This is a genomic window from Rhizomicrobium electricum (assembly GCF_011762045.1).
Classification (GTDB): Bacteria; Pseudomonadota; Alphaproteobacteria; order Micropepsales; family Micropepsaceae; genus Rhizomicrobium; species Rhizomicrobium electricum.
Map to the genome: position 1 here is coordinate 101,283 of NZ_JAASQS010000003.1, position 19,245 is coordinate 120,527.

General features: G+C 62.3%; 9 protein-coding genes and 21 pseudogenes. 6 read left to right on the plus strand and 24 right to left on the minus strand.

Annotated elements, in window-relative coordinates; translation table 11 throughout:
* Positions 1-14: 14 nt before the first annotated feature.
* The 21 pseudogenes from FHS84_RS22925 to FHS84_RS23025 all read right to left on the minus strand — a co-directional run.
* A pseudogene (locus FHS84_RS22925) lies at positions 15-719 on the minus strand (calcium-binding protein); the annotation flags it as partial.
* A 36-nt stretch (positions 720-755) separates the two neighbouring features.
* A pseudogene (locus FHS84_RS22930) lies at positions 756-902 on the minus strand (calcium-binding protein); the annotation flags it as partial.
* 360 nt (positions 903-1,262) lie between these two features.
* A pseudogene (locus tag FHS84_RS22935) lies at positions 1,263-1,673 on the minus strand (calcium-binding protein); the annotation flags it as partial.
* Between the two features lie 69 nt (positions 1,674-1,742).
* Positions 1,743-2,204 (minus strand): annotated as a pseudogene (locus tag FHS84_RS22940) (carbohydrate-binding domain-containing protein); the annotation flags it as partial.
* Between the two features lie 33 nt (positions 2,205-2,237).
* Positions 2,238-2,405, minus strand: a pseudogene (locus FHS84_RS22945) (hypothetical protein); the annotation flags it as partial.
* Positions 2,406-2,516: 111 nt separating this feature from the next.
* Positions 2,517-2,627: pseudogene (locus tag FHS84_RS22950) on the minus strand (hypothetical protein); the annotation flags it as partial.
* Positions 2,610-2,783 (minus strand): annotated as a pseudogene (locus FHS84_RS22955) (hypothetical protein); the annotation flags it as partial. The pseudogenes FHS84_RS22955 and FHS84_RS22950, both read right to left, overlap by 18 nt.
* A gap of 6 nt (positions 2,784-2,789) precedes the next feature.
* Positions 2,790-3,194, minus strand: a pseudogene (locus FHS84_RS22960) (type I secretion C-terminal target domain-containing protein); the annotation flags it as partial.
* Positions 3,180-3,350 (minus strand): annotated as a pseudogene (locus tag FHS84_RS22965) (calcium-binding protein); the annotation flags it as partial. The pseudogenes FHS84_RS22965 and FHS84_RS22960, both read right to left, overlap by 15 nt.
* Before the next feature lie 54 nt (positions 3,351-3,404).
* A pseudogene (locus FHS84_RS22970) lies at positions 3,405-3,926 on the minus strand (type I secretion C-terminal target domain-containing protein); the annotation flags it as partial.
* A 60-nt stretch (positions 3,927-3,986) separates the two neighbouring features.
* Positions 3,987-4,955, minus strand: a pseudogene (locus tag FHS84_RS22975) (calcium-binding protein); the annotation flags it as partial.
* Positions 4,932-5,039: pseudogene (locus tag FHS84_RS22980) on the minus strand (hypothetical protein); the annotation flags it as partial. The pseudogenes FHS84_RS22980 and FHS84_RS22975, both read right to left, overlap by 24 nt.
* 96 nt (positions 5,040-5,135) lie before the next feature.
* A pseudogene (locus tag FHS84_RS22985) lies at positions 5,136-5,408 on the minus strand (calcium-binding protein); the annotation flags it as partial.
* Between the two features lie 234 nt (positions 5,409-5,642).
* Positions 5,643-5,831: pseudogene (locus FHS84_RS22990) on the minus strand (trypsin-like serine protease); the annotation flags it as partial.
* Positions 5,814-5,942 (minus strand): annotated as a pseudogene (locus FHS84_RS22995) (calcium-binding protein); the annotation flags it as partial. The pseudogenes FHS84_RS22995 and FHS84_RS22990, both read right to left, overlap by 18 nt.
* A gap of 141 nt (positions 5,943-6,083) precedes the next feature.
* A pseudogene (locus tag FHS84_RS23000) lies at positions 6,084-6,281 on the minus strand (calcium-binding protein); the annotation flags it as partial.
* Between the two features lie 27 nt (positions 6,282-6,308).
* A pseudogene (locus tag FHS84_RS23005) lies at positions 6,309-6,899 on the minus strand (calcium-binding protein); the annotation flags it as partial.
* A 42-nt stretch (positions 6,900-6,941) separates the two neighbouring features.
* Positions 6,942-7,058 (minus strand): annotated as a pseudogene (locus tag FHS84_RS23010) (calcium-binding protein); the annotation flags it as partial.
* 177 nt (positions 7,059-7,235) lie between these two features.
* Positions 7,236-7,484, minus strand: a pseudogene (locus tag FHS84_RS23015) (calcium-binding protein); the annotation flags it as partial.
* Positions 7,458-7,679, minus strand: a pseudogene (locus FHS84_RS23020) (calcium-binding protein); the annotation flags it as partial. The pseudogenes FHS84_RS23015 and FHS84_RS23020, both read right to left, overlap by 27 nt.
* Positions 7,671-7,853: pseudogene (locus tag FHS84_RS23025) on the minus strand (calcium-binding protein); the annotation flags it as partial. The pseudogenes FHS84_RS23025 and FHS84_RS23020, both read right to left, overlap by 9 nt.
* 608 nt (positions 7,854-8,461) lie before the next feature.
* Between FHS84_RS23025 and FHS84_RS06200 the strand changes: the two are divergent.
* From FHS84_RS06200 to FHS84_RS06225, 6 genes are read left to right on the plus strand one after another with little or no spacing between them, the layout of a single operon-like run.
* Positions 8,462-10,900, plus strand: a complete 2,439-nt coding sequence (locus FHS84_RS06200) for a tetratricopeptide repeat protein (RefSeq protein WP_166931987.1) — start codon at positions 8,462-8,464, stop codon at positions 10,898-10,900.
* Positions 10,897-11,670, plus strand: a complete 774-nt coding sequence (gene rfbF, locus FHS84_RS06205) for a glucose-1-phosphate cytidylyltransferase (protein ID WP_166931989.1) — start codon at positions 10,897-10,899, stop codon at positions 11,668-11,670. Before FHS84_RS06200 ends, rfbF begins: the two co-directional genes overlap by 4 nt.
* Positions 11,667-12,728, plus strand: a complete 1,062-nt coding sequence (rfbG, locus tag FHS84_RS06210; protein ID WP_208393732.1) for a CDP-glucose 4,6-dehydratase — start codon at positions 11,667-11,669, stop codon at positions 12,726-12,728. Before rfbF ends, rfbG begins: the two co-directional genes overlap by 4 nt.
* A complete protein-coding gene (locus FHS84_RS06215; RefSeq protein ID WP_166931993.1) occupies positions 12,725-13,957 on the plus strand; it encodes a class I SAM-dependent methyltransferase in 1,233 nt (410 codons plus the stop codon). Before rfbG ends, FHS84_RS06215 begins: the two co-directional genes overlap by 4 nt.
* Positions 13,954-14,487, plus strand: coding sequence for a dTDP-4-dehydrorhamnose 3,5-epimerase family protein (locus FHS84_RS06220; protein WP_166931995.1), 534 nt, complete (start codon positions 13,954-13,956; stop codon positions 14,485-14,487). Before FHS84_RS06215 ends, FHS84_RS06220 begins: the two co-directional genes overlap by 4 nt.
* Positions 14,484-15,416, plus strand: coding sequence for an NAD-dependent epimerase/dehydratase family protein (locus tag FHS84_RS06225; protein WP_166931997.1), 933 nt, complete (start codon positions 14,484-14,486; stop codon positions 15,414-15,416). The genes FHS84_RS06220 and FHS84_RS06225 overlap by 4 nt, the downstream gene beginning before the upstream one ends.
* On the opposite strand, the gene FHS84_RS06230 is transcribed toward FHS84_RS06225, so the two are convergent.
* From FHS84_RS06230 to FHS84_RS06240, 3 genes are all read right to left on the minus strand, one after another.
* Positions 15,388-15,699 (minus strand): hypothetical protein, encoded by a 312-nt coding sequence (locus tag FHS84_RS06230; protein WP_166931999.1) that lies wholly within the window; start codon positions 15,697-15,699, stop codon positions 15,388-15,390. The genes FHS84_RS06225 and FHS84_RS06230 overlap by 29 nt on opposite strands.
* A 96-nt stretch (positions 15,700-15,795) precedes the next feature.
* Complete coding sequence (locus FHS84_RS06235; protein ID WP_166932001.1) at positions 15,796-17,442, minus strand: HlyD family type I secretion periplasmic adaptor subunit; 1,647 nt, start codon at positions 17,440-17,442, stop codon at positions 15,796-15,798.
* Positions 17,439-19,193 carry a type I secretion system permease/ATPase gene (locus FHS84_RS06240; protein ID WP_166932002.1) on the minus strand — a complete coding sequence of 585 codons (1,755 nt, stop codon included), beginning with the start codon at positions 19,191-19,193 and terminating at the stop codon, positions 17,439-17,441. Before FHS84_RS06240 ends, FHS84_RS06235 begins: the two co-directional genes overlap by 4 nt.
* Positions 19,194-19,245: the final 52 nt, after the last annotated feature.

The window sequence follows — 19,245 nt, forward strand, 5'->3', positions numbered from 1 at the left end:
CGGACCGTGTTGTTTCCGCCAGCGCCATCGATCGTGTCGTTGCCGCCGCTGCCTTCGAAGCTGTCGTCGCCCGCGCCGCCGAGGAGCGAGTCATCGTTGTTCGAGCCGACAACCATGCTGATGCCGACGAGCGTGTCGTGGCCGCCGAAGCCATCGGTAACTTCTCCAGCGCCGAGATCGACGGATATGCCGGACGGGTCGCGGTCGTAGAGCGCAATACCGCCAGTGGCGACGAGCGAGTCATTGCCGGCGCCGCCGGTCAACTGCGTGCCGTTGGTCCCGACCAAGGTGTCGTCAAATGCCGAGCCACCGATCTCATTGATGTGGGAGAACTGATCCGTCGTTCCCCACCCATCCTTCGCAATTCCGGTCGTCAGATCGACGTTCACGCCCGTCGGGCTGTCGTCGTATTGGATGACGTTGTAGCTGTACTCGGTTCCGACGATGGTGTCGTTGCCTTCGCCGCCGATCACGCGGATGCCGGTTCCAGAGATGGAATCGTCCCCGGCGCCGCCATCGAAATTCATATTCGAGCCGGTAAGCTGATCGTCATAGCCGGTTCCGACGATGGTCTGGAAGCCGGAGATCGAATCCGTTCCGTTGACGCCCTTGTCGACCACGCCCATATCGCGATTTACGGACACCGATGCGTTGAGGTCGCTGTAGTCCAGCCTGCCATCCCAGCTATGCTGAATGGTATCGTTGCCGGCACTGCCCATGATGACGTTGCGGCCGTTGCCGGAAATGGAATCGTCGCCGTCGCCGCCACTGACCGTGTTATCCGATCCGCCGACGCTGATGACGTCGTTTCCGGCCCCACCCATCAAATGGCTGGAATGGTCGAAGTCGGACAGCGTGTCTGCGCCGGCACCGCCGTCGACCGTCGCGTACGACCCCGTCATCAGAGTGTCGTTTCCATCCCCGCCTTGCAGCGAGGCGCCAATGCCGCTGTTACCGGCCCAGAGTGAATCGTCGCCCGCGCCGCCCTCCAGCGTCGCGTTGCCGTTGGTCGCTAGCGTATCGTTGCCTTCGCCGCCCTGCAGCGAAGTCGCATAATTGTTGTTTCCTGCCCAAAGGGAATCGTTGCCCTCGCCGCCATCCAGCGTGCCGGCGCCGTTGACGCTGATAGTGTCCGCTCCGGCACCACCGAAGATCGAGTCGGTGAAGAAGCCATTGCCCCAGCCGTTGATGGAGTCGTTGCCGTCGCCGCCGTCGATCGTCGCGTTGCCCGAGTTATAGCTGTTCTGGTCGATGCGGTCGTCGCCTGCACCCGCCTGGATCGAGTCATTTCCGGTGCCGACATAGAAGCTGTCGTTCCCATCGCCGCCGACCACGGTATCGTTGCCGTCACCGCCATAGAGGGAATCGTTGCCGAGCCCGCCGACGATCGAGTCATCGCCGCCAAAGCCGTCGATCATATCGCCCGCATTATTGCCGACGATCGTGTCTGCGTGATCGGTGCCGCCGTACTGCGTCATGCCGTCCGGCAGTACGACGTTCACCCCTGACTGCGGATTGAAGGCCGGTGAGAAGTTGTCGCTTGTGAAGTCGCCGACCCGCGTATTGTCGAGGTTGAGGACAGTCATCCAGCCGCTGGATGTTCCAATCCCATCCTGATCGATCTGCAAATAGGTCACAGGCGCCGCACCAAGGCCGGTGATGTCGAACGTCATCGTCCCGTTGACGAACAGACCACGGCCGTTTCCGTTCTCGCCGTCACCGGTTGCGGATGTGGTGGCATCCAGCGTCGTGCCGTTGAGAGAAATGGACTGGACGTACAGATTGCGGTCCTGCCCGGTCCCTTCATTGCGGTCATTGGTGAAGCTGATGTTCACCGAGTGAGCGGCGCTGAAGTCGCCCCAGATCGAGTAGGTCTGCCAGCTCACATTGTGCTGCGCGCTGACGTCAAAGTAGCCAAAGTCTCGTCCGTCGACGACGAGGTGCATGAGCGGATTGCCCATATAAGCGTCGCCGGAGATCTTGATCGTCAGGGGTTCCCCCGCCTGAACAAGACGCACGTGTCCCGTCTCAAACGGATTGCTGCCTGCGGTATAGCCGACAAGGCCCGTCAACTTGGCAGTAAGGTCGATCACATCGCCGCCAGAACCGGCCTGGAAGTCGGTGATCCTGTCGATCGGACCATAGCTGCCGCCGCTCAGCTGATACGCGTCGCGGCCGTCGCCGCCGGACAGCACGTTGCTCATGCCGGAAGCGACATTGAGGAACAGATCGTCGCCCGATCCGCCCACTTCGGAGTTGTTGCCCTGTCCGCCGTCGATCGTGTCGTTGCCGCCGGCTCCAACCAGCGTATCGCCGCCGTAACTGCCGAGAAGCAGATTGCCCTGTGCATCGCCGACAATGGAGTCGTTCCACGTCGAACCACTGACCGCCTCGATGTTGACCAAGGTGTCGTGACCGCCCGAACTGTCGGTGGCCTGACCGGCACCGAGATCGACCGTTACCGCGCTGGTGTCGTTCTGATAGCTGACCAGATTGCCGCCGGAGGCGCCGCCATCAATGCTGTCGCTGCCGGCACCGCCTGCCAGCGTGTCGGCACCGTCGCCGCCTGCCAGCGTATCATTGCCACTGTTGCCCTCGAGGCTGTCGTTGCCGCCCGCGCCGTCAATTGTGTCGTTGCCATCGTTTCCGATGATCGTATCGTTGCCCGGACCACCGATGATGGTGTCTGCCCACGATGTACCGACGTGATAGCTGTCGCCATCCGGCAGAGTGATGTTCTCGCCGACCGCGACGACAACGGCAGGCTGGAATCCCTGCGCAATATTCTGCGTCGTGAGCTGGCTCGCATCGGTATTCTGCAGAACCAGCAGGTCACGCCAACTGTAGGCGGTGCTGGCCGGTCCGTCGCGATCGATCTGGAGGATTGCATCCGCTCCGACCTGCACGAACCGCAGATACCCGGTGGCAAACGGATCCTGAATGCCGAGACCCGGCATTTGCGACGTGGCGTTGGAGAGATCAAGCACGTCGCCGCCGCTTCCGGCTTGGAAATCCGTGATCGTATCGGTCGCGCCGACATTGAGCACGAAGCTGTCGCGCCCTTCGCCGCCGGTGAGTGTGGCGTTGCCAATGGATGAAACGTTGAAGAAACGGTCGTCACCAGCGCCGCCAATTTCAACATTGCCTAAGCCTGACGTGTCATTGAAGGAATCGTTACCCGCTCCGCCGACCATCGTGTCGGCGCCATCGCCGCCCGAGAGGGAGTCGTTGCCGGCGGACGCATCAATAGAATCGTTGCCGGGATTTCCGAAGATCGAGTCGTTGCCGGCTCCGCCTTGGATCGTATCGGCATACGGCGTGCCGTAATGCACTCCGCCGCTGTCGCCCATCGTGTAATTTTCGGGCGAACCGGTCGCGCCATGCGGATCCCAGTGCTGCAGGATGTTTTCGAACGTCAACGACGCGGCATTGGTGTTTTGCAGGATGAGAACCGTGCGCGGCGACGCCATGCCTGCGCCATCGGGGTCGAATTGCAGGACGGTATCGGTACCCTGCTGCACGAATTGGAGATGCCCAGAGGCAAACGGATTCTGACCCGAGACATAGTTGGTGAACGCATAGGCCAGATAGGTGATGTCGATCCGGTCGCCACCGGCACCGGCCGTAAAGTCGGTGATAATGTCGGCCACGCCGTTCGGATTTACGAAGAAGATATCGCTGCCCGTACCGCCGCTCAGCGTGTTGCCACTGCTGTTGGAGACGTTCTGGAAGACGTCGTCACCAGCACCGCCGCTCTCGCTGTTGGATCCGGCATTGTCGGACAGCGTGTCGTTGAACGCCCCGCCGATCGCCGTGTCATTACCGGCGCCGCCAGCCAAGTAACTGCCGACCGTAGCCGTGCTGCCGTCGAGCGAGTCATTTCCGTTGCCGCCATTCAGCGAGGCCATCATGTTGCCGACGGCCATCAGCGTATCGTTGCCCTCACCGCCATTGACGTTGCCGCCAGAGGCTTGCAGCAGATCATCACCGCCCTGGCCGTAAATCGTATCCCGGCCGCCATTGCCGATGATGGTGTTGGAACCGTCATTGCCTACGATCGTGTCGTTGAATGTCGAGCCAATCGCGTTCTGGAGATTGATACTGTCGATACCACCGGAACTGTCAGTCGCAGAACCGGACGCGAGATTGACGTTCACACCGGCCGTATCATTCGCATAGGAAACGAAATCGTTGCCGTCCGCCAGCAGGGTGTCATTGCCCGAACCACCGATCAGCGTGCTGCGTCCAGCGCCGTCCCAGGCCTGGATATTGTCGTCACCGGCACCACCCATGAGGAGGTTGTCGCCGGCCCATATGCCCATCGAGTCCGCACCAGCGCCGCCGTCGATCGTGGCGGAGGTCGGAGTACCGTAAATCTGGTCGTTGCCGTCGCCGCCGAGCAACAGCGGCGTTCCGCCCCAACCGGCCAAGCAGTCGTCACCAGATCCACCGTCCAGCGTGTAAGCGCCGGCGCCGCTCGCCAGCGTGTCGTTGCCGCCGCCTCCGAGGACGGAATCGTTACCGGCCTGGCCCCAGTAGTTGTTGTTTTGGTCGTTGCCAATCACCGTGTCGGCAGACTCGTAACCTACGACGTTTTCGATGTTGACCAGAGAGTCGGTTCCGCCCCAGCCGTCTTGCGCGGTGCCGGTAACGAGATCGACATACACGCCGGTCGGCGACCACCAGTAGGAGACGGTATCGGAATCGCCGGCGCCGCCGTCGATCGTGTCGTTTCCTGCCATGCCGTCGAAGGATTCATTGGCGCTGCCGCCGAGCATCGAGTCGTTGAAGGAGCTGCCGCCGACCATCTCGATGTTGCTGAGGACGTCATGGCCGCCGCTGCCGTCGGTGGCATTGCCGGTAGCAAGATCGACCGTCACGCCGGCCGTATCAAAACGATAATCGGCCATGTCGGATTGGCCGCCGCCGCCGTCGATGGTGTCGTCTCCGGCCATGCCGATGAAGGTATTGTTTTGGTCGTTGCCGAGCAGCGAGTCGTTGAACGCACTTCCGAAAGCGCCTTCGATATTGATCAGCACATCGTGGCCGCCACTGCCGTCGGTGGCATTGCCGGTCGTAAGGTCGACCGTGATAGCTGCAGCCGCCGTCCGGTAATCGGCGTTGTCAGATCCGTCGCCGCCATCCAGCGTGTCGTCACCCGCTCCACCGGAGAGAACATCGTTGCCCTCGTGGCCCGCCAGACTGTTTGCCCCGTCCGTACCGATGAGCGTGTCATCGAACTTCGAACCGTTGGCATTTTGAATGTTGTGCAACTCGTCGGTCGCACCTGTCCCGTCGATAGCCGTACCGAGCGAGAGATCCACCAAAACGGCACTCGGATCGTTGTTGTAATAGACCGTGTTGTTGCCGCCGGCGCCATCAATGGTGTCGGCGCCGCCCATGCCCATGAAGCCGTCATCGGCGCTGCTGCCGGTGAGATGGTCCGCGGCGCTCGATCCGATCGCGCCATTGATACCGACCAGAGTGTCGACGCCGCTGCTCTGGGTCGCCGATCCGGCGGCCAGATCGACTGTGACACCGGTCGTGTCGTCTGAATAATCCGCCACGACGAAGCCACCGTTGCCGACGAGACTGTCGTTGCCAGTTCCGCCCGAGAGGCGGGAAACACCCGTGCCGCCATCCGCTACAAGCGTGTCGTCTCCGTAGCCTCCAATCAGGTAATCGTCGCCCGTACCGCCGACCAGGCAGTCATTGCCTGCGCCATCGGCACCAGAGACGGTAACGATTTGGCGAGCCCCACCGTTGCTATTGCCGTAGGGTCCATACCAGGCATCGCCGTAAATCGTGTCCGACCCGGCGCCACCGACCAGTGTGTCGGCCCCGCCATTGCCAAAGAGCACGTTGTCGGAATCATTGCCGGTGATGGAATCGTCGAATCCGGTTCCCACCACATTTTGAATGTTCGTCTGGGTGATGGTCACGAAGCCCGCGTTTTGCGGACCGGAAACGCCGAGATCAACATTCGCAGCCGAAACATCGGCGTTATAGAAGGAAAGCGTGTTCGTGCCGCTGCCGCCGTCGATGATCAAAGAGCCGTTCGGGCCGACCTCAAGAAGATCGTCACCACCATTGCCGGCAAGGGAGTCATCTCCGCCGTTGCCCCACAGCCAATTGTCGGCCGCGTTGCCGATCAAAGTGTCGGCGTAGGCCGAGCCGCTGACGTCTTCGATATTGTTCAGGGTGAGTGTATCGAAGTTGGTGTATTGGCTGGCACCTTGGATGGCGAGATCCACCACCACGCCTGTGGCCGAGGAATACATCGAAATTCGATCCCAGCCGCCGCCGCCGTCGATAGAGTCATTGCCGCCCGATGCGCGGAGGTAGTCATCTCCACTGCCGCCGATCAGGGTGTCGTTGCCGGAAGCGCCGCGCAGAGCAAGGGTGCCGTCGGTTTCGGCAGAACCGTTGATATAGATCGTGTCTTTGGTGGCGAAACCGCCGGTAAAGAAGCTCAGCTGCTGGCCGGCTGCGACCGTGCTGTCGTTGAGGATCAGCCGGTAACTGCCGCCGCCCGCATTGGAGCCCAGAATGTCGATCTCTTCGACGTTGACAACGGTCGTCGCCGAGAAAACCACGCCCGCCGAATAGTCGCCGGTAAGTTCGAGAACGTCATATCCGTCGCCGCCGTCGATCCGGTCGGATGCCGTGAAGGCGTTTCCGGCAACGATATAGTCGTCACCGGCTCCGGCGATTACCGTGTCGTTACCGCCTTGGCTGATGTCGATCTGATCATCCCCGGCGCCGGCGATGATCTCGTTGCTGTTGAAGCTGCCGCCGAGCGTGTCGTTTCCGCTCGAGCCGATCACGTTTTGAACGCCGAGCACATCGGACCTGCCGAAGCCGTCGACGGCCGATCCGGTGAGCAGATTGACATTCACGGCGTTCGGATCGTCCGCATACGACGCGAAATCCTGGGGGTTGCCCCACAACGAGTCGTTCCCAGCGCCGCCAACCAGCGTGTTCTGACCGGAACCGCCCCATCCCTGGATTATGTCGTCACCAGCGCCGCCGAAAATCAGATTGCCCGCAGACGCCATGCCGATCGAATCCGCACCAGCGCCACCGTCAACTGTCGCGCCGGTGGGGAAACCCACGATCGTATCGTTGCCTTCTCCGCCCGACAGCGAAGCCGTTCCGCCCCAAGCCGCGAGGCTGTCGTCGCCCGCTTCGCCTTCAAGCGTAAAAGCGCCAGCGCCGCTCGACAGACTGTCATTGCCGCCGCCGCCGAGGACGGAATCGTTGCCCGCTTGGCCCCAGAAGAAATTACCTTGATCGTTGCCGATCACGGTGTCGGCGGACTCGTACCCCACCACTCCTTCGATATTGACGAGGGAGTCGGTTCCGCCCCAGCCGTCTTGCGCAATGCCATTGACCAGATCGACGTACACGCCGGACGGCGAGAACCAATAAGAGGCAACATCCTGATCGCCGGCACCACCGTCGATGGTGTCGTTTCCGGCCATGCCCATAAAGGAATCGTTGGTGCTGCCGCCGAGCATCGAGTCATTGAAGGCGCTGCCACCGATGATTTCGATGTTGGTGAGGACATCGTGCCCGCCGCTGCCGTCTGTGGCATTGCCGGTGGAGAGATCGACCGTAATGGCCGCGGGATCATGACTGTAATCGGCGCTGTCGCTTGCTCCGCCACCACCATCGATAGTGTCGTTGCCCGCGGCGCCGGCGAGCACATCGTCGCCGTTGCCGCCAAACAGGCTGTCGTCGTTCGGACTTCCGACGAGAGTGTCGTTGGCGTCCGTGCCGATGATCGTCTCGGATCCACCGAGAGAGTCAGAGCCGCCCGTCGAGCTATCGCCACTGGGAGAACCGATGATGTCAGCCATCTCACACTCCAGCCATACGCGCGCCCGCTCGTGGCGGAGCGCGCTCCCTCGCCATCTGGATGAGAAATGGGGTCAACGACCTCGCGAACGCGAAGCCGCTACCGACGCAATGTACTGAATCACAAGAACCGCAAACGCTGCGGTAAGCCCCAGTTCACCACCCTTAATTGTAGGTAAAAGTACCAGTGATGCGGGAATGCGAGAAACTGTACGTTTGCGAAGTTGTTTCAACGAAATCCTGTATCATTCTAAGGTAGTAGCACTGGGATTTTTCTTATTTTTCTGCCTATTACTTGTTCAGAAGGTGAGAATCCCTCCTGGCATTCCGGATTACTTGATCAATTCTTGAGCATTACTCGCGGAATTGGATCGGGTTGTGGATTAATCCGAGAGAGGCAGTTGCTACAGGGAGTTGCACTCGCAATACGCGATCGCGACCCCGGCCTAAAACCAGACGGAAGCCGGCCAGTCCTTGGTTTCGACATCACACAATTTGCGAATGACTCTGACGCGCATAGAGAAGGCCTCTCAACTGCGTCATGCCGTCCCTTTTCGCGCGAAGCGAGTGGAGTCACTGATTTCGCCGTGGGGGCCCCGAGATGTCGCAGAAGCGTTTACCAAACAAGACTGCAGCGGTCAGCCGCGATGAGCTGATGCGGCGTGCGATCCGTCAGGAGCGGGCGCGACGTCCACGCGAAGCGTTGGAGTCGTACGCGGCGGCATTGAAGACAAGGCCGAGCGATCCCGCCGCTTTGACTGGCGTTGCGCGCTGCGCAATGGCCGTCGGCGATCTCAAGACGGCCACTGCCTATTGGCGGAAGATCGCCGCGTTCGATCCGCAGCGACGGATCGTGAAAGGCAATCTCGCCGCCGTGCTTCTGCAATCGGAAGATCTCGTCGCCGCAGAGGAAGAGACACAGATCGCGCTGGTTGCAACGCCGCAAGACCCAGGGCTCAAGAACCTCCTGGGCGTGATCCAGAAGCGGCGCGGCCGTTTCGACGATGCAATCGCCACCTTCCGCGAAGGCACCGAGTTCGACGAGACCAATCATTCCTTCTGGTACAACCTTGGCAACACGCTGTTCGGACTGGGACGCGTAGAAGAGGCAATCGAACCGCTGCGCCGCGCGTTCGAGATCCGCCCAACGGATTCCGAAACCGCTCGGGTGCTCGGCCAGGTCTTCGCCAGCGTCGACCAGATCGCGCGCGCCCGGATTGCCTTCGATCACGCCGAGCGGCTCGATCCCAAGAACTTACGCGTGCACACCAGCCGCGCTGCGCTGCTGCAGCGGGCCGGCGCCGACGATGCCCAGATCATCGCCGAATTCAACAAGGTGATCGGCCAGGAGCCGGACAACCTCGATCACCAGCGCAACAAGGCGCTGTTTTTGCAGCGCCGCAGCCGTTTCGCCGAGGCCGAGGCGGTCCACCGCGACATTCTCAAGCGCGATCCCGACGACATCGAGACACTGCTACGGCTCGGCCACATGCTGGGCTACTCGCTGCGCCGCTATGAGGAAGCCAACGGCTTCCTGCGTCACGCCCTCGAGCTTCGCCCCGAGGATCCGCGCTGCCTGTCGGGCCTCTGCAAGAGCCTGCTCGACAGCCGCTACGGAGTCGAATCCGACCACGTCGAGGAAGCCGGTCAGATCGCCAAGCGGCTTCTGGCGACCGGCACCGACATGCTGCCCCACGCCGCCAATCTCAGCGGCATCTTCCTGCGGCTCGCGGATTTCGAAAGCCTCGCCAACCTGGGCGACCGCACCAAGCTGATGTCGTTCTGGGTCGACCGCATGAATGTGGGCTCCCTGCACAATCAGCTTGGCCGCGTAGTAAGCGACGAGGACCGTCTCGAACTCGTTCGCTTCCACCGCCAGTGGGGCAAGAGCATCGCCGCCCAGGCAGCCAAACTCCCGATCAAGCGTCATCCGCGACCGCCCAAGCGCGACAAGATCCGCATCGGCTTCATGTCATCGGACCTCCGCGACCATCCGGTGGCCTATTTCGTGATGCCGATGTTCGAGCTCTACGACCGCAACAAGTTCGAGATCTACTGCTATTCCTTCTATCCGGCCCCGCCGGACCGGGTGCAATCCTTCATCACCCAGAACGTCGCGGCGTTCCGTACCATGCTGCAGGCGACCGACCAGGAAATCGCCCAGCGCATCCACGACGACGATCTCGATATCCTGATCGAACTGGGCGGATCGACCCGCTACAATCGCCTCGAGGTGATGGCCTATCACGCCGCTCCGATTCAGGTGAGCTGGCTCGGTTATCCCCATTCCGCCGGTATCGAAGAAATCGACTATATCCTGGTCGATCCCTATCTGAAGCCCGACGACCCGAAGCTTCTGATCGAAAAGCCGTTCCAGGTGCCCGAAAGCTGGGTGGTGCTGGGGCGGCTGGGTTTCCGCGACATACCGATCGAGCCGGGACTGCCGGAAGACCGCGCCGGCGCCCTGACCTTCGGCACCATGAACAATCCTTACAAGTACACGCCGGAGGTCTTCGGCTTATGGGCGCGCTGCATGCAGCGTTTCCCGAAGTCGCGCTTCCTGTTCGTGCGGCCGGAAGCAGGTGCGGCGAGCTTCCGGGCCAACATCTGCAAGGAATTCGCCAAGCACGGCGTCGAAGCCGACCGGATCCTGTTTGAATCCATCCGCGGCCGCCACCTGCCCCACTACAACCGGATCGATATCGCCCTCGACACCGCTCCGCATGTCGGCGGCACCACGACCTGCGAGACGCTGTGGATGGGGGTGCCGACAATTACGCTGGTTGGAAAGGCCTTTTTCGAGCGCCTCAGCTACAGCAATCTCAACAATGCCGGTCTGGGCGATCTCTGCGCCTTCACGCCGGACGAGTATGTCGCGATCGCCGAGAAGCTCGGCAAGGACAAAGCGCGCCGTCTCGATCTGCGGCAGAATCTGCGTACGCGCCTGCGTACCGCCCCGCTCGGCGATGCCGCCCGCTGGGTGCGGAATTTCGAGGCCACGATCGTTCGCACCGTTAATGACTCCGGGGGACCGTCATGAAAGCAGTCATCCTGGCCGGCGGCCGCGGTTCGCGCATCTCCGAAGAGACCAGCCTGAAGCCGAAGCCGATGGTCGAGATCGGCGGACGCCCGATCCTCTGGCACATCATGAAGATCTACGCCGCGCACGGCGTGAAGGATTTCATCGTCTGCCTTGGCTATCAGGGTTATGTCATCAAGGAGTATTTCGCCAACTTCCATCTGCATAGTTCGGACGTCAGCTTCGATCTCAAGACCGGCACCGCGCGCTATTCCGAAAGCACGACCGAGGATTGGACGGTAACGCTGGTCGATACCGGACTTTCGACCGAGACCGGCGGACGCGTGCGGCGCCTGCGCCAATATCTCGAGAAGGAAGAGGCGTTCTGCCTGACCTATGGCGACGGGGTCGGCAATATCGACATCACCAAGCTGATCGCGGCGCATCGGGCTCACGGCAAACTGGCGACCATGACCGTGGTCCATCCGCCGGGCCGGTTCGGCATCGTCGACCTGGTCGGCGACAGCGCCGCTACCTTCCGCGAAAAACCCGATTCCGAATTCGGCTACATCAACGGCGGGTTCTTCGTCCTCAATCCGCGGGTGCTGGACTTGATCCCGTCCGACGACACCGTCTGGGAGCGCGACCCGCTCGAAAGCCTGTCGCGCGACGGAGAACTCGTGGCCTTCCGCCATGAGGGCTTCTGGCAGCCGATGGATACGCTGCGCGAGAAGGATCAGCTCGAAGCCGCCTGGCGCACCGGCAAGGCTCCCTGGAAGACTTGGTCGTGAGCGGCTTCTGGCAGAACCGCCGCGTCCTCCTCACCGGCCACACCGGTTTCAAGGGAGCCTGGGCAGCGCTTTGGCTCGAACGAGCCGGCGCCAAGGTGACCGGATTTGCCCTGCCGCCGGAGGACGAGAGCCTGTTCTCCTGCCTGCAGCCGTGGAACAGGATCAACTCGATCATTGGCGATCTCAACGACCGTGATGCCGTTCACGCGGCCGTCGCGAGCAGCGATCCCGAGATCGTCATCCACATGGCGGCGCAGGCGCTGGTGCGACGCTCCTATCGCACTCCGATCGATACCTTCGCCACCAACATCATGGGAACGGCCAATCTGTTGGCGGCAGCCGGCGCATGCCGGTCGCTCAAGGCCATCCTGGTGATCACGAGCGACAAGGTCTACGACAACCGCGACCAAGGCCGCGCCTTCCGCGAGGACGATGCGCTGGCCGGAGACGACCCCTACAGTGCCTCCAAAGCGGCGGCGGAAATCGTCGTCCGCAGCTGGCGTCACAGCTTCTTCCACGAAGCCGGTGCGCCCGCGCTGGCGACCGCCCGTGCCGGCAATGTGATCGGCGGCGGCGACTGGGGCGAGGACCGGCTGGTCCCCGACGTGATCCGCGCCGGCATCGCCGGCAAACCAGTGGTGCTGCGCTATCCCAATTCGACCCGGCCCTGGCAGCATGTGTTCGATGTGCTGCACGGGTACTTGTCGTATGCCGAGAAGCTGGCCGTCGATCCCGCAGATATGCCGACTGCCGTCAATTTCGGACCTGCCGCGCAAGGCATTGCCACCAAGCTGCTGGTCGACATCCTGCAGAAGAATTTCGGCTGGCACACGGGCTGGCAGACGCTCGATCAAAATCCGCTGCCGGAAAAAGCCCATCTCAACCTCGATCCGGCCTTGGCGGAACACGCGCTGGACTGGCGGACACGGCTGCCGGTCGATCGCGCGCTGGCGCTGGTCGCCGATTGGCATCGCGCCCATTTGCGCGGCGAAGACATGCGCCAGTTCTCGCTTGCCCAGATCGCCGATTACGAACGCCTGCTTCGCGGACAACCATGAACACACATCCCCATTGCCGCTTCTGCGGCACACCGATGTCCCAGGTCGTCCTCGACCTCGGCGAGCAGCCTCTGGCCAACAGCTTTCTGTCCAAGGCCGATCTCGACCGGTCGGAGGAGGTATTCCGCCTGTGCGTGCGCGTCTGCAATGCCTGCTGGCTGATGCAGACGGACGCCACGCCCGATCCGCGCGTGATCTTCAGCGACTACGTCTATTTCTCCTCCTACTCCGATCTCTGGATGCGCCATGCCCGCGACTACTGCGCGGCGATGACGGCCCGCTTTGGCATCGGCCGGGAGAGCTTTGTGATCGAAGTCGCCAGCAATGACGGCTACCTGCTTCGCAACTTCGTGGCGGACGGCGTGCGTTGCCTTGGCATCGAGCCCGCGGAGAATGTTGCGGCGGTAGCGCGCAAGGCCGACGTACCGACGGAATCGGTGTTCCTGGGCGTGCAAACGGCGCGCGACATCGCCTCGCGCCATGGCCGCGCCGACCTGATGGCGGCCAACAATGTCTTGGCGCACGTGCCCGACATCAACGACTTCGTCGCCGGGCTCGCGATCCTGTTGGCCGATAGCGGCGTCCTTACAGTCGAATTTCCGCATGTCGCAAACCTGATCGAACTTTGCCAGTTCGACACCATTTATCACGAGCACTTCTCCTATCTGTCGCTGACCGCCGTGGAGACGATTTTCGCCAGACACGGACTGTCGCTGTTCGATGTCGAAGAACTGCCGACCCATGGCGGATCGCTGCGGCTTTATGTTCGCCACGGCACCGCGGCACCATCGGACCGGCTGGCCGCATTGCGAGCGCGCGAAGCAGCCCTTGGCGTCACGACGCCCGCCTACTACGAGCGTTTCAACCGGCGAGCCCAAGGCGTCATCGCCGCCGTACGCGGCTTCCTGGCCGAGGCAAAGGCCACGTCCAAACAGGTCGTCGCCTATGGCGCGGCCGCCAAGGGTAATACGCTGCTCAATGCCTGCGGCGCTACCACAGCCGAAATCGCTTATGCGGTGGATCGCAGTCCCCACAAACAGAACAAATGGCTGCCCGGCAGCCACCTTCCGGTGTTTTCCCCGGAGCGCATTGCCGAGACCAAGCCCGACTACGTGTTCATCCTGCCCTGGAATATCAAAAGCGAGATCGCGGCACAGATGAAGCATATCGGCGGCTGGGGTGGTAAGTTCGTCACCGCAATTCCGGAACTGCAGGTGTTCGAGCCTTGATCCTCAAGCCCACCGATATCGCCGGCGCGTTTCTGATCGAGGTCGAACCTCTCGGAGACGAGCGAGGCTTCTTCGCGCGGACATTCTGCCTGGAAACGCTGCGCAAGGCCGGCGTGAACACCGGGCCTGTGCGCCAGACCAGCATTTCGGTCAATCCGCGCCGCGGCACGTTACGTGGAATGCACTGGCAGGTCGAACCGTTCGGCGAAAACAAGCTGGTGCGGGCAAGCTCCGGCACCATCTACGATGTCATCGTCGACATCCGCCCGACGTCGTCAAGCTTTCGCCGCTGGTTCGGCGCCGAGCTTTCGGCGGTGCGCCACAACGGCCTTTTCATACCGCGTGGCTGCGCGCACGGCTTCCTCACACAGTCCGACGACGTCACGGTCGAATACGCCATGGATGCCGATTTTGCGCCCGGACAGGGGCGCGGCGCGCGCTGGAACGACCCCGCATTTGGCATTGTCTGGCCGTTCGAGCCGGTGTTGATCGGCGATCGCGACCGCAGCTACCCGGATTTTGCGCCGTGAGCGGCCGCGTCCTGGTGACCGGCGGCGGCGGCTTCGTCGGTCGGCCTCTGCTGGGCGAACTGGTCAAGCGCGGCTTCGACGTGCATGCGGTCGATTGCGTGGCGCGCCCGCATCAGGCTGGGGTCACTTGGCACCTTTGCGATCTGCTCGAAACGTCCGGGCATTGTCCGTTGATGGACCGGATCGCCCCAAGCCATCTGCTGCACCTGGCCTGGTATGTCGAGCACGGCAAGTTCTGGACCGCGCCGGAGAATGAGATCTGGCGAAGCGTCAGCCTCGATCTCGTACGTGCCTTCGCGCAATCTGGAGGACAACGCGCCGTCCTGGTCGGAAGCTGCGCCGAATATGACTGGAAGCGATCCGACGAAGCGCCGTGGCGGGAAACCGATCCCTGCCGGCCGGTGCTGCCCTATGGCATCGCCAAACATGCGCTGCATCGGGATGTGGCCGCCGAAGCAGACCGCAGCGGGATTTCATTCGCCTGGGCCCGGCTGTTCCTGATGTTCGGCGAGGGCGAAAATCCGCAGCGGCTGGTGCCGTCGGTGATTAGCGCCCTGGCGAGCGGAGTGCCGCTGGATATGAGTACCGGCCGGCAGGTGCGCGATTTCAGCGACACGCGGGACATTGCGGCGGGACTGTCGGCTCTTCTGGCGGCCGGGCACGTGGAGGGCGCGGTCAATGTCGCTTCGGGCGAAGGCCATTCCTTGAGGGAACTGTGCGCCATCATCGCCGATCTCGCCGGAAAGTCGGGCGAAAACCTGCGGTTCGGGGCGTTGCCGGATCGCGACGAGCCGCCGTTCATGGTGGCGGACGTCACGCGGTTGCGGGAGGAAGTCGGCTTCACACCGCCGGAGAGCCTGCGACAGAGGCTCTCCAGCATCGTGCGAGAACGCTTGGCGCTCAGCCCTTCGCCTGTCCGCGGCGCTTGACGACGCCACTGGTCTCCAGGCGGCTGACGGCAGCCTGCATGTTGTTATACATCTCGAGAACGGCATCGAGCGGCAGCACGACCCGGCCCGTTACCAGCCGCGACATGCCGCCATTCTTGTTCGGGCGGCGCGTGGCGAACGTGAAGTGGAAGTTCGGCCCGATGCTGTAGAGACCCACAAAATCATCGGCAAACACTTCTTTGGCGGAAAGGTCGTCTTCGACCGGCGGTTTGGCCGCGCGCTGCGGTGCCGGTTCAGCTGTCGTCGTCGTCTTCGGTGCCATCTGGGCCTCCTCTACAGTGATTTCCGTTTTTTCAGGCTTTTTGGGACCCCGCTTCTTGTCCGCGTCGCGTCCCCGTCGTCTCAAAATCATTCCCCCCTACCTTTCTCTCATGCCATGGCGCATGGCGCGCGTGATCGGCGAGAATAGATATTGCAATGCGGTCCTTGCTCCGGTGGCGATCTCGACTTCCACCGGAAGGCCGGGCATGAGCCGGACGTCCGGATAATCCTTCAACTGCTCGCCGTTCACAGACACCATGATGCTGAAATAGCCCTGCCCGGTCCGCGGATCGGTCAGCCGGTCCGCAGAAAGCGTCTCCAGCTTGCCCATGATCATCGGCAGGCTGCGTTGCTTATAGGCGCTGAAATTGATGCGCGCCGGAATGCCCGGATAAAGATCGTCGACGTCTTCCGGCCGAATTTGCGCCTGGATCTCCATACTGTCGTTCCGGGGAACGACTTCCATCACCGTTTCGCCGGGCTTTATAACGGCGCCCACCGTATGGACGCTGAGGCTCACCACGGTTCCGGCGACCGGGGACGTCATCTTGGTATGCTTCAGCATGTCCTCGGCGGCGTGCAGCCGGTCAAGCGCTTGGTAGCGCTTGGTCTGAACCTCGCGCAGGTCCTGGACGATCTGGCTCAACTGCTCCTGACGCACGCGCGAGATCTGAATGGTGTTCTCGCCGGACGACAACTTCACCTGGGCAATCTTCTCCGAGATCTGGCCTTCCTGGCCATTGAGATCGGCAGCCTGGCGTTGCAGCGCCAACAAGCGCGGCAGCGTCGCCAGTCCTTGCTTGTAAAGGGCATCGACGCTCGCGACTTCCTGTTCGACCAGTTGCTTCTGGTGCTGCACGGCCTCGAGCTGATTGCGCAATCCGGCGATCATTCGCCAGTTCTCGCCCGTCCGTTGACCAAGCACACCCACCTGTTGCTCAAGAGCAGCCTTGCGGGAAACAAAAGCCTCCTGCTCACCGCGCATCGCCTCGGCCGCCGTCTGATCGGATGCCCGCGCCTTGAGTTCGGGCGGAAACTCGACGTGATCCTTGCCATCGCGCTCAGCCGTCAGCCGGGCTTCCTGGGCGGTCAATGAATCGACTTCACCCCGGAGGATTCCGAGATTGGCCCTAGCCTGGGCGTCATCGAGAACGACCAGGACCTGCCCAGCCTTCACCTCCTGGCCGTCGGCGACCTTGATATCGCGGACGATACCGCCCTCGAGATGCTGGATGGTCTTGCGGTGCGTTTTCACCACCACTTCGCCGTGCGCGATGATGGCGCTGTCGAGTGGCACCACCGCGGCCCACAGCAGCGCTCCGATCACGAAGACACCCAGGACGATGTTTCCCTTCCGGATCAGGCCGGAGGTGTTCATGAAAGACCGCTCGTCCTCCGCGTCGATCACATCTTCGGGGAAGAAGCGGTCCCTGCTCCATTCCACCCAGGCCGGCAGAGTGACGTTCTCTTCCTCGGTGGGCACCAGCTTGCGAAGCAGGTTCGTCGCTGCATCCCGCAGTGCCGGCAGGCGGATCTTCCCCTTTCCGGTGCCGAGATCTGCAATGACCGCTTCGCTCGCATCGGCTTCGGTCTCATCCGGAGCTGCCGCATCGGTCTGATCTACAGGTTCGAATTCGGCGTCGATCGTCGCATCCGCGGCCGTTTCTTCCGGTCCCGCAACGGCTTCCGTATCGGCCTGCTCCGGCGGCAGCTCTGCCGTCTCCTTTTCGCGATCGTCGTTCATTCCCGCCCCCGGCTCGTCGGGGTGGCCTGCGTGGCCGCCGTTTGAAGGGGAACGACATTGCCGCTTTCGGCGTTCGCGCCCCTCGTGTATTCGCGCATGATGTCGGCCGTCGGGCCGAAGCTCGCAACTCCGCCGTTGGGATTGAGCACCAGGATCTTGTCCATACCCAGAAGGATGCTTGGGCGATGGGCGATGACGATGGTCGTAGTGCTCCGCTTTTTCAGCGCGGCCAGCGTATCGGTGAGCGCCTTCTCGCCCGCGGCATCTAGGTTCGAATTGGGCTCGTCGAGCACGACAAGGCGGGGATCGCCATAGAGCGCGCGGGCAATTCCGATGCGCTGCTGCTGCCCGCCGGACAGCCAGTGGCCAGCGTCGCCGATCTCGGTCTCGTAGCCTTTGGGCAGCATCAAGATCATTTCGTGCGCGAAGGCGAGCTTCGCAGCGGCGACCACCGCTTCGGGCGATCCTTCGCTCATGCGGGCGATATTCTCACGCACGGTGCCGGCGAAGAGTTCGACGTCCTGCGGCAGGTATCCGATGTATTGGCCAAGGCTCTCGCGCGGCCAGGAGTAGATATTGGCGCCGTCGAGCCTGACGACACCCGAAGTCGCGGGCCAGGCGCCGACGATCAGCCTTGCCAGCGTCGACTTGCCGGATGCGGACGGGCCGATGATCCCCAGCGCTTCACCTGCACGCAGTTCGAAGCTGACATTGGCGATGATCGTTTTGCGCGTGCGGGCCGCCACATAATAGATGTTCGTACAGCGAAGAACGCCCGCCGGAGCGGGCAAATCCATACCCTCGTCCCGTTGCGGCGCGTCGTTCAACAGATCCGAAAGCCTGATCCAGGCGAGGCGGATGGCGATGACACTCTTCCAGCTCGAGATAATCATCTCGATCGGCATCAGCGCGCGTGACCCGATGATTGTGGCGCCGATCATGACGCCGCCGGACGCCTGCGCATCCAGAACCAGATACGCACCGGCCGCCATGAGGGCGATCTGCAGAAGCTGACGGATGGCTTTCGAAACCGCGCTCAACCTGGCGTCGCGCTCGGCGGCCGTCGCGCCGTAACGCACCCCAATAAGCCACTGACTGTACCAGCGCCCCACGAAGTTCGACGACATACCCATGCCTTCGAGCACGTCCGCATTGTTCAGTCCGCCGTCACCAAAGGCCTGCACCCTTATCTGTTGATTGATCGACTGGGTCAGCGGCGGCGTCGTCAGCTTGTGGCTGAGGTACGCGGTCGCGATCAAAGCCGCGCTACCCATCGCCACGACGAGGACATAGAGCGGATGGAGCAGGAAGAGGATCACCATATAAAACAGCAGAAACGGCGCATCCATCAGGGCGCCGAGCGCCGGACTGCCGAAAAAATTCCGAATGGTGTCGACATCGCGAATGGCACTGCGGATCGCGACGGTTCCGGCCTGCGAATTGGTGGCAATCATCGCCCGCTGTACCCGTGCCGCCATGGCATCGCCGATCCGCAGGCCGGTGCGAACGAGCAGGCGGCGGCGCAACGAATCCAGGATACCGAACACCACGATGGCACCGACGGCGATGATAGTGAGCATTACGAGCGTGGCGTTGCTGCGGCTGGCCAGCACTCGGTCATACACTTCGAGCATGTAGATGCACGTCGTGAGCGCCAGGATGCTCATGCCGCCGCTGAAGGCAAACGCGATCAGCAGCAGTTGCCGATAACTGCCAATCACCTCTTGGACGGGATCGTTTCTTTCCTTCATTCCGAGAGGATCCTGTAAGGCACCGCTTCGACGGCGCGACCCGCACTACGCC

What these genes read in the sequence shown, in the direction of transcription:
- FHS84_RS06215 (WP_166931993.1), top strand. Translation starts at nt 12,725, where the DNA reads ATGAACACACATCCCCATTGCCGCTTCTGCGGCACACCGATGTCCCAG.
- FHS84_RS06235 (WP_166932001.1), bottom strand. Translation starts at nt 17,442, where the DNA reads ATGAACGACGATCGCGAAAAGGAGACGGCAGAGCTGCCGCCGGAGCAG.
- FHS84_RS06200 (WP_166931987.1), top strand. Translation starts at nt 8,462, where the DNA reads ATGTCGCAGAAGCGTTTACCAAACAAGACTGCAGCGGTCAGCCGCGAT.
- rfbF (WP_166931989.1), top strand. Translation starts at nt 10,897, where the DNA reads ATGAAAGCAGTCATCCTGGCCGGCGGCCGCGGTTCGCGCATCTCCGAA.
- FHS84_RS06240 (WP_166932002.1), bottom strand. Translation starts at nt 19,193, where the DNA reads ATGAAGGAAAGAAACGATCCCGTCCAAGAGGTGATTGGCAGTTATCGG.
- FHS84_RS06230 (WP_166931999.1), bottom strand. Translation starts at nt 15,699, where the DNA reads ATGGCACCGAAGACGACGACGACAGCTGAACCGGCACCGCAGCGCGCG.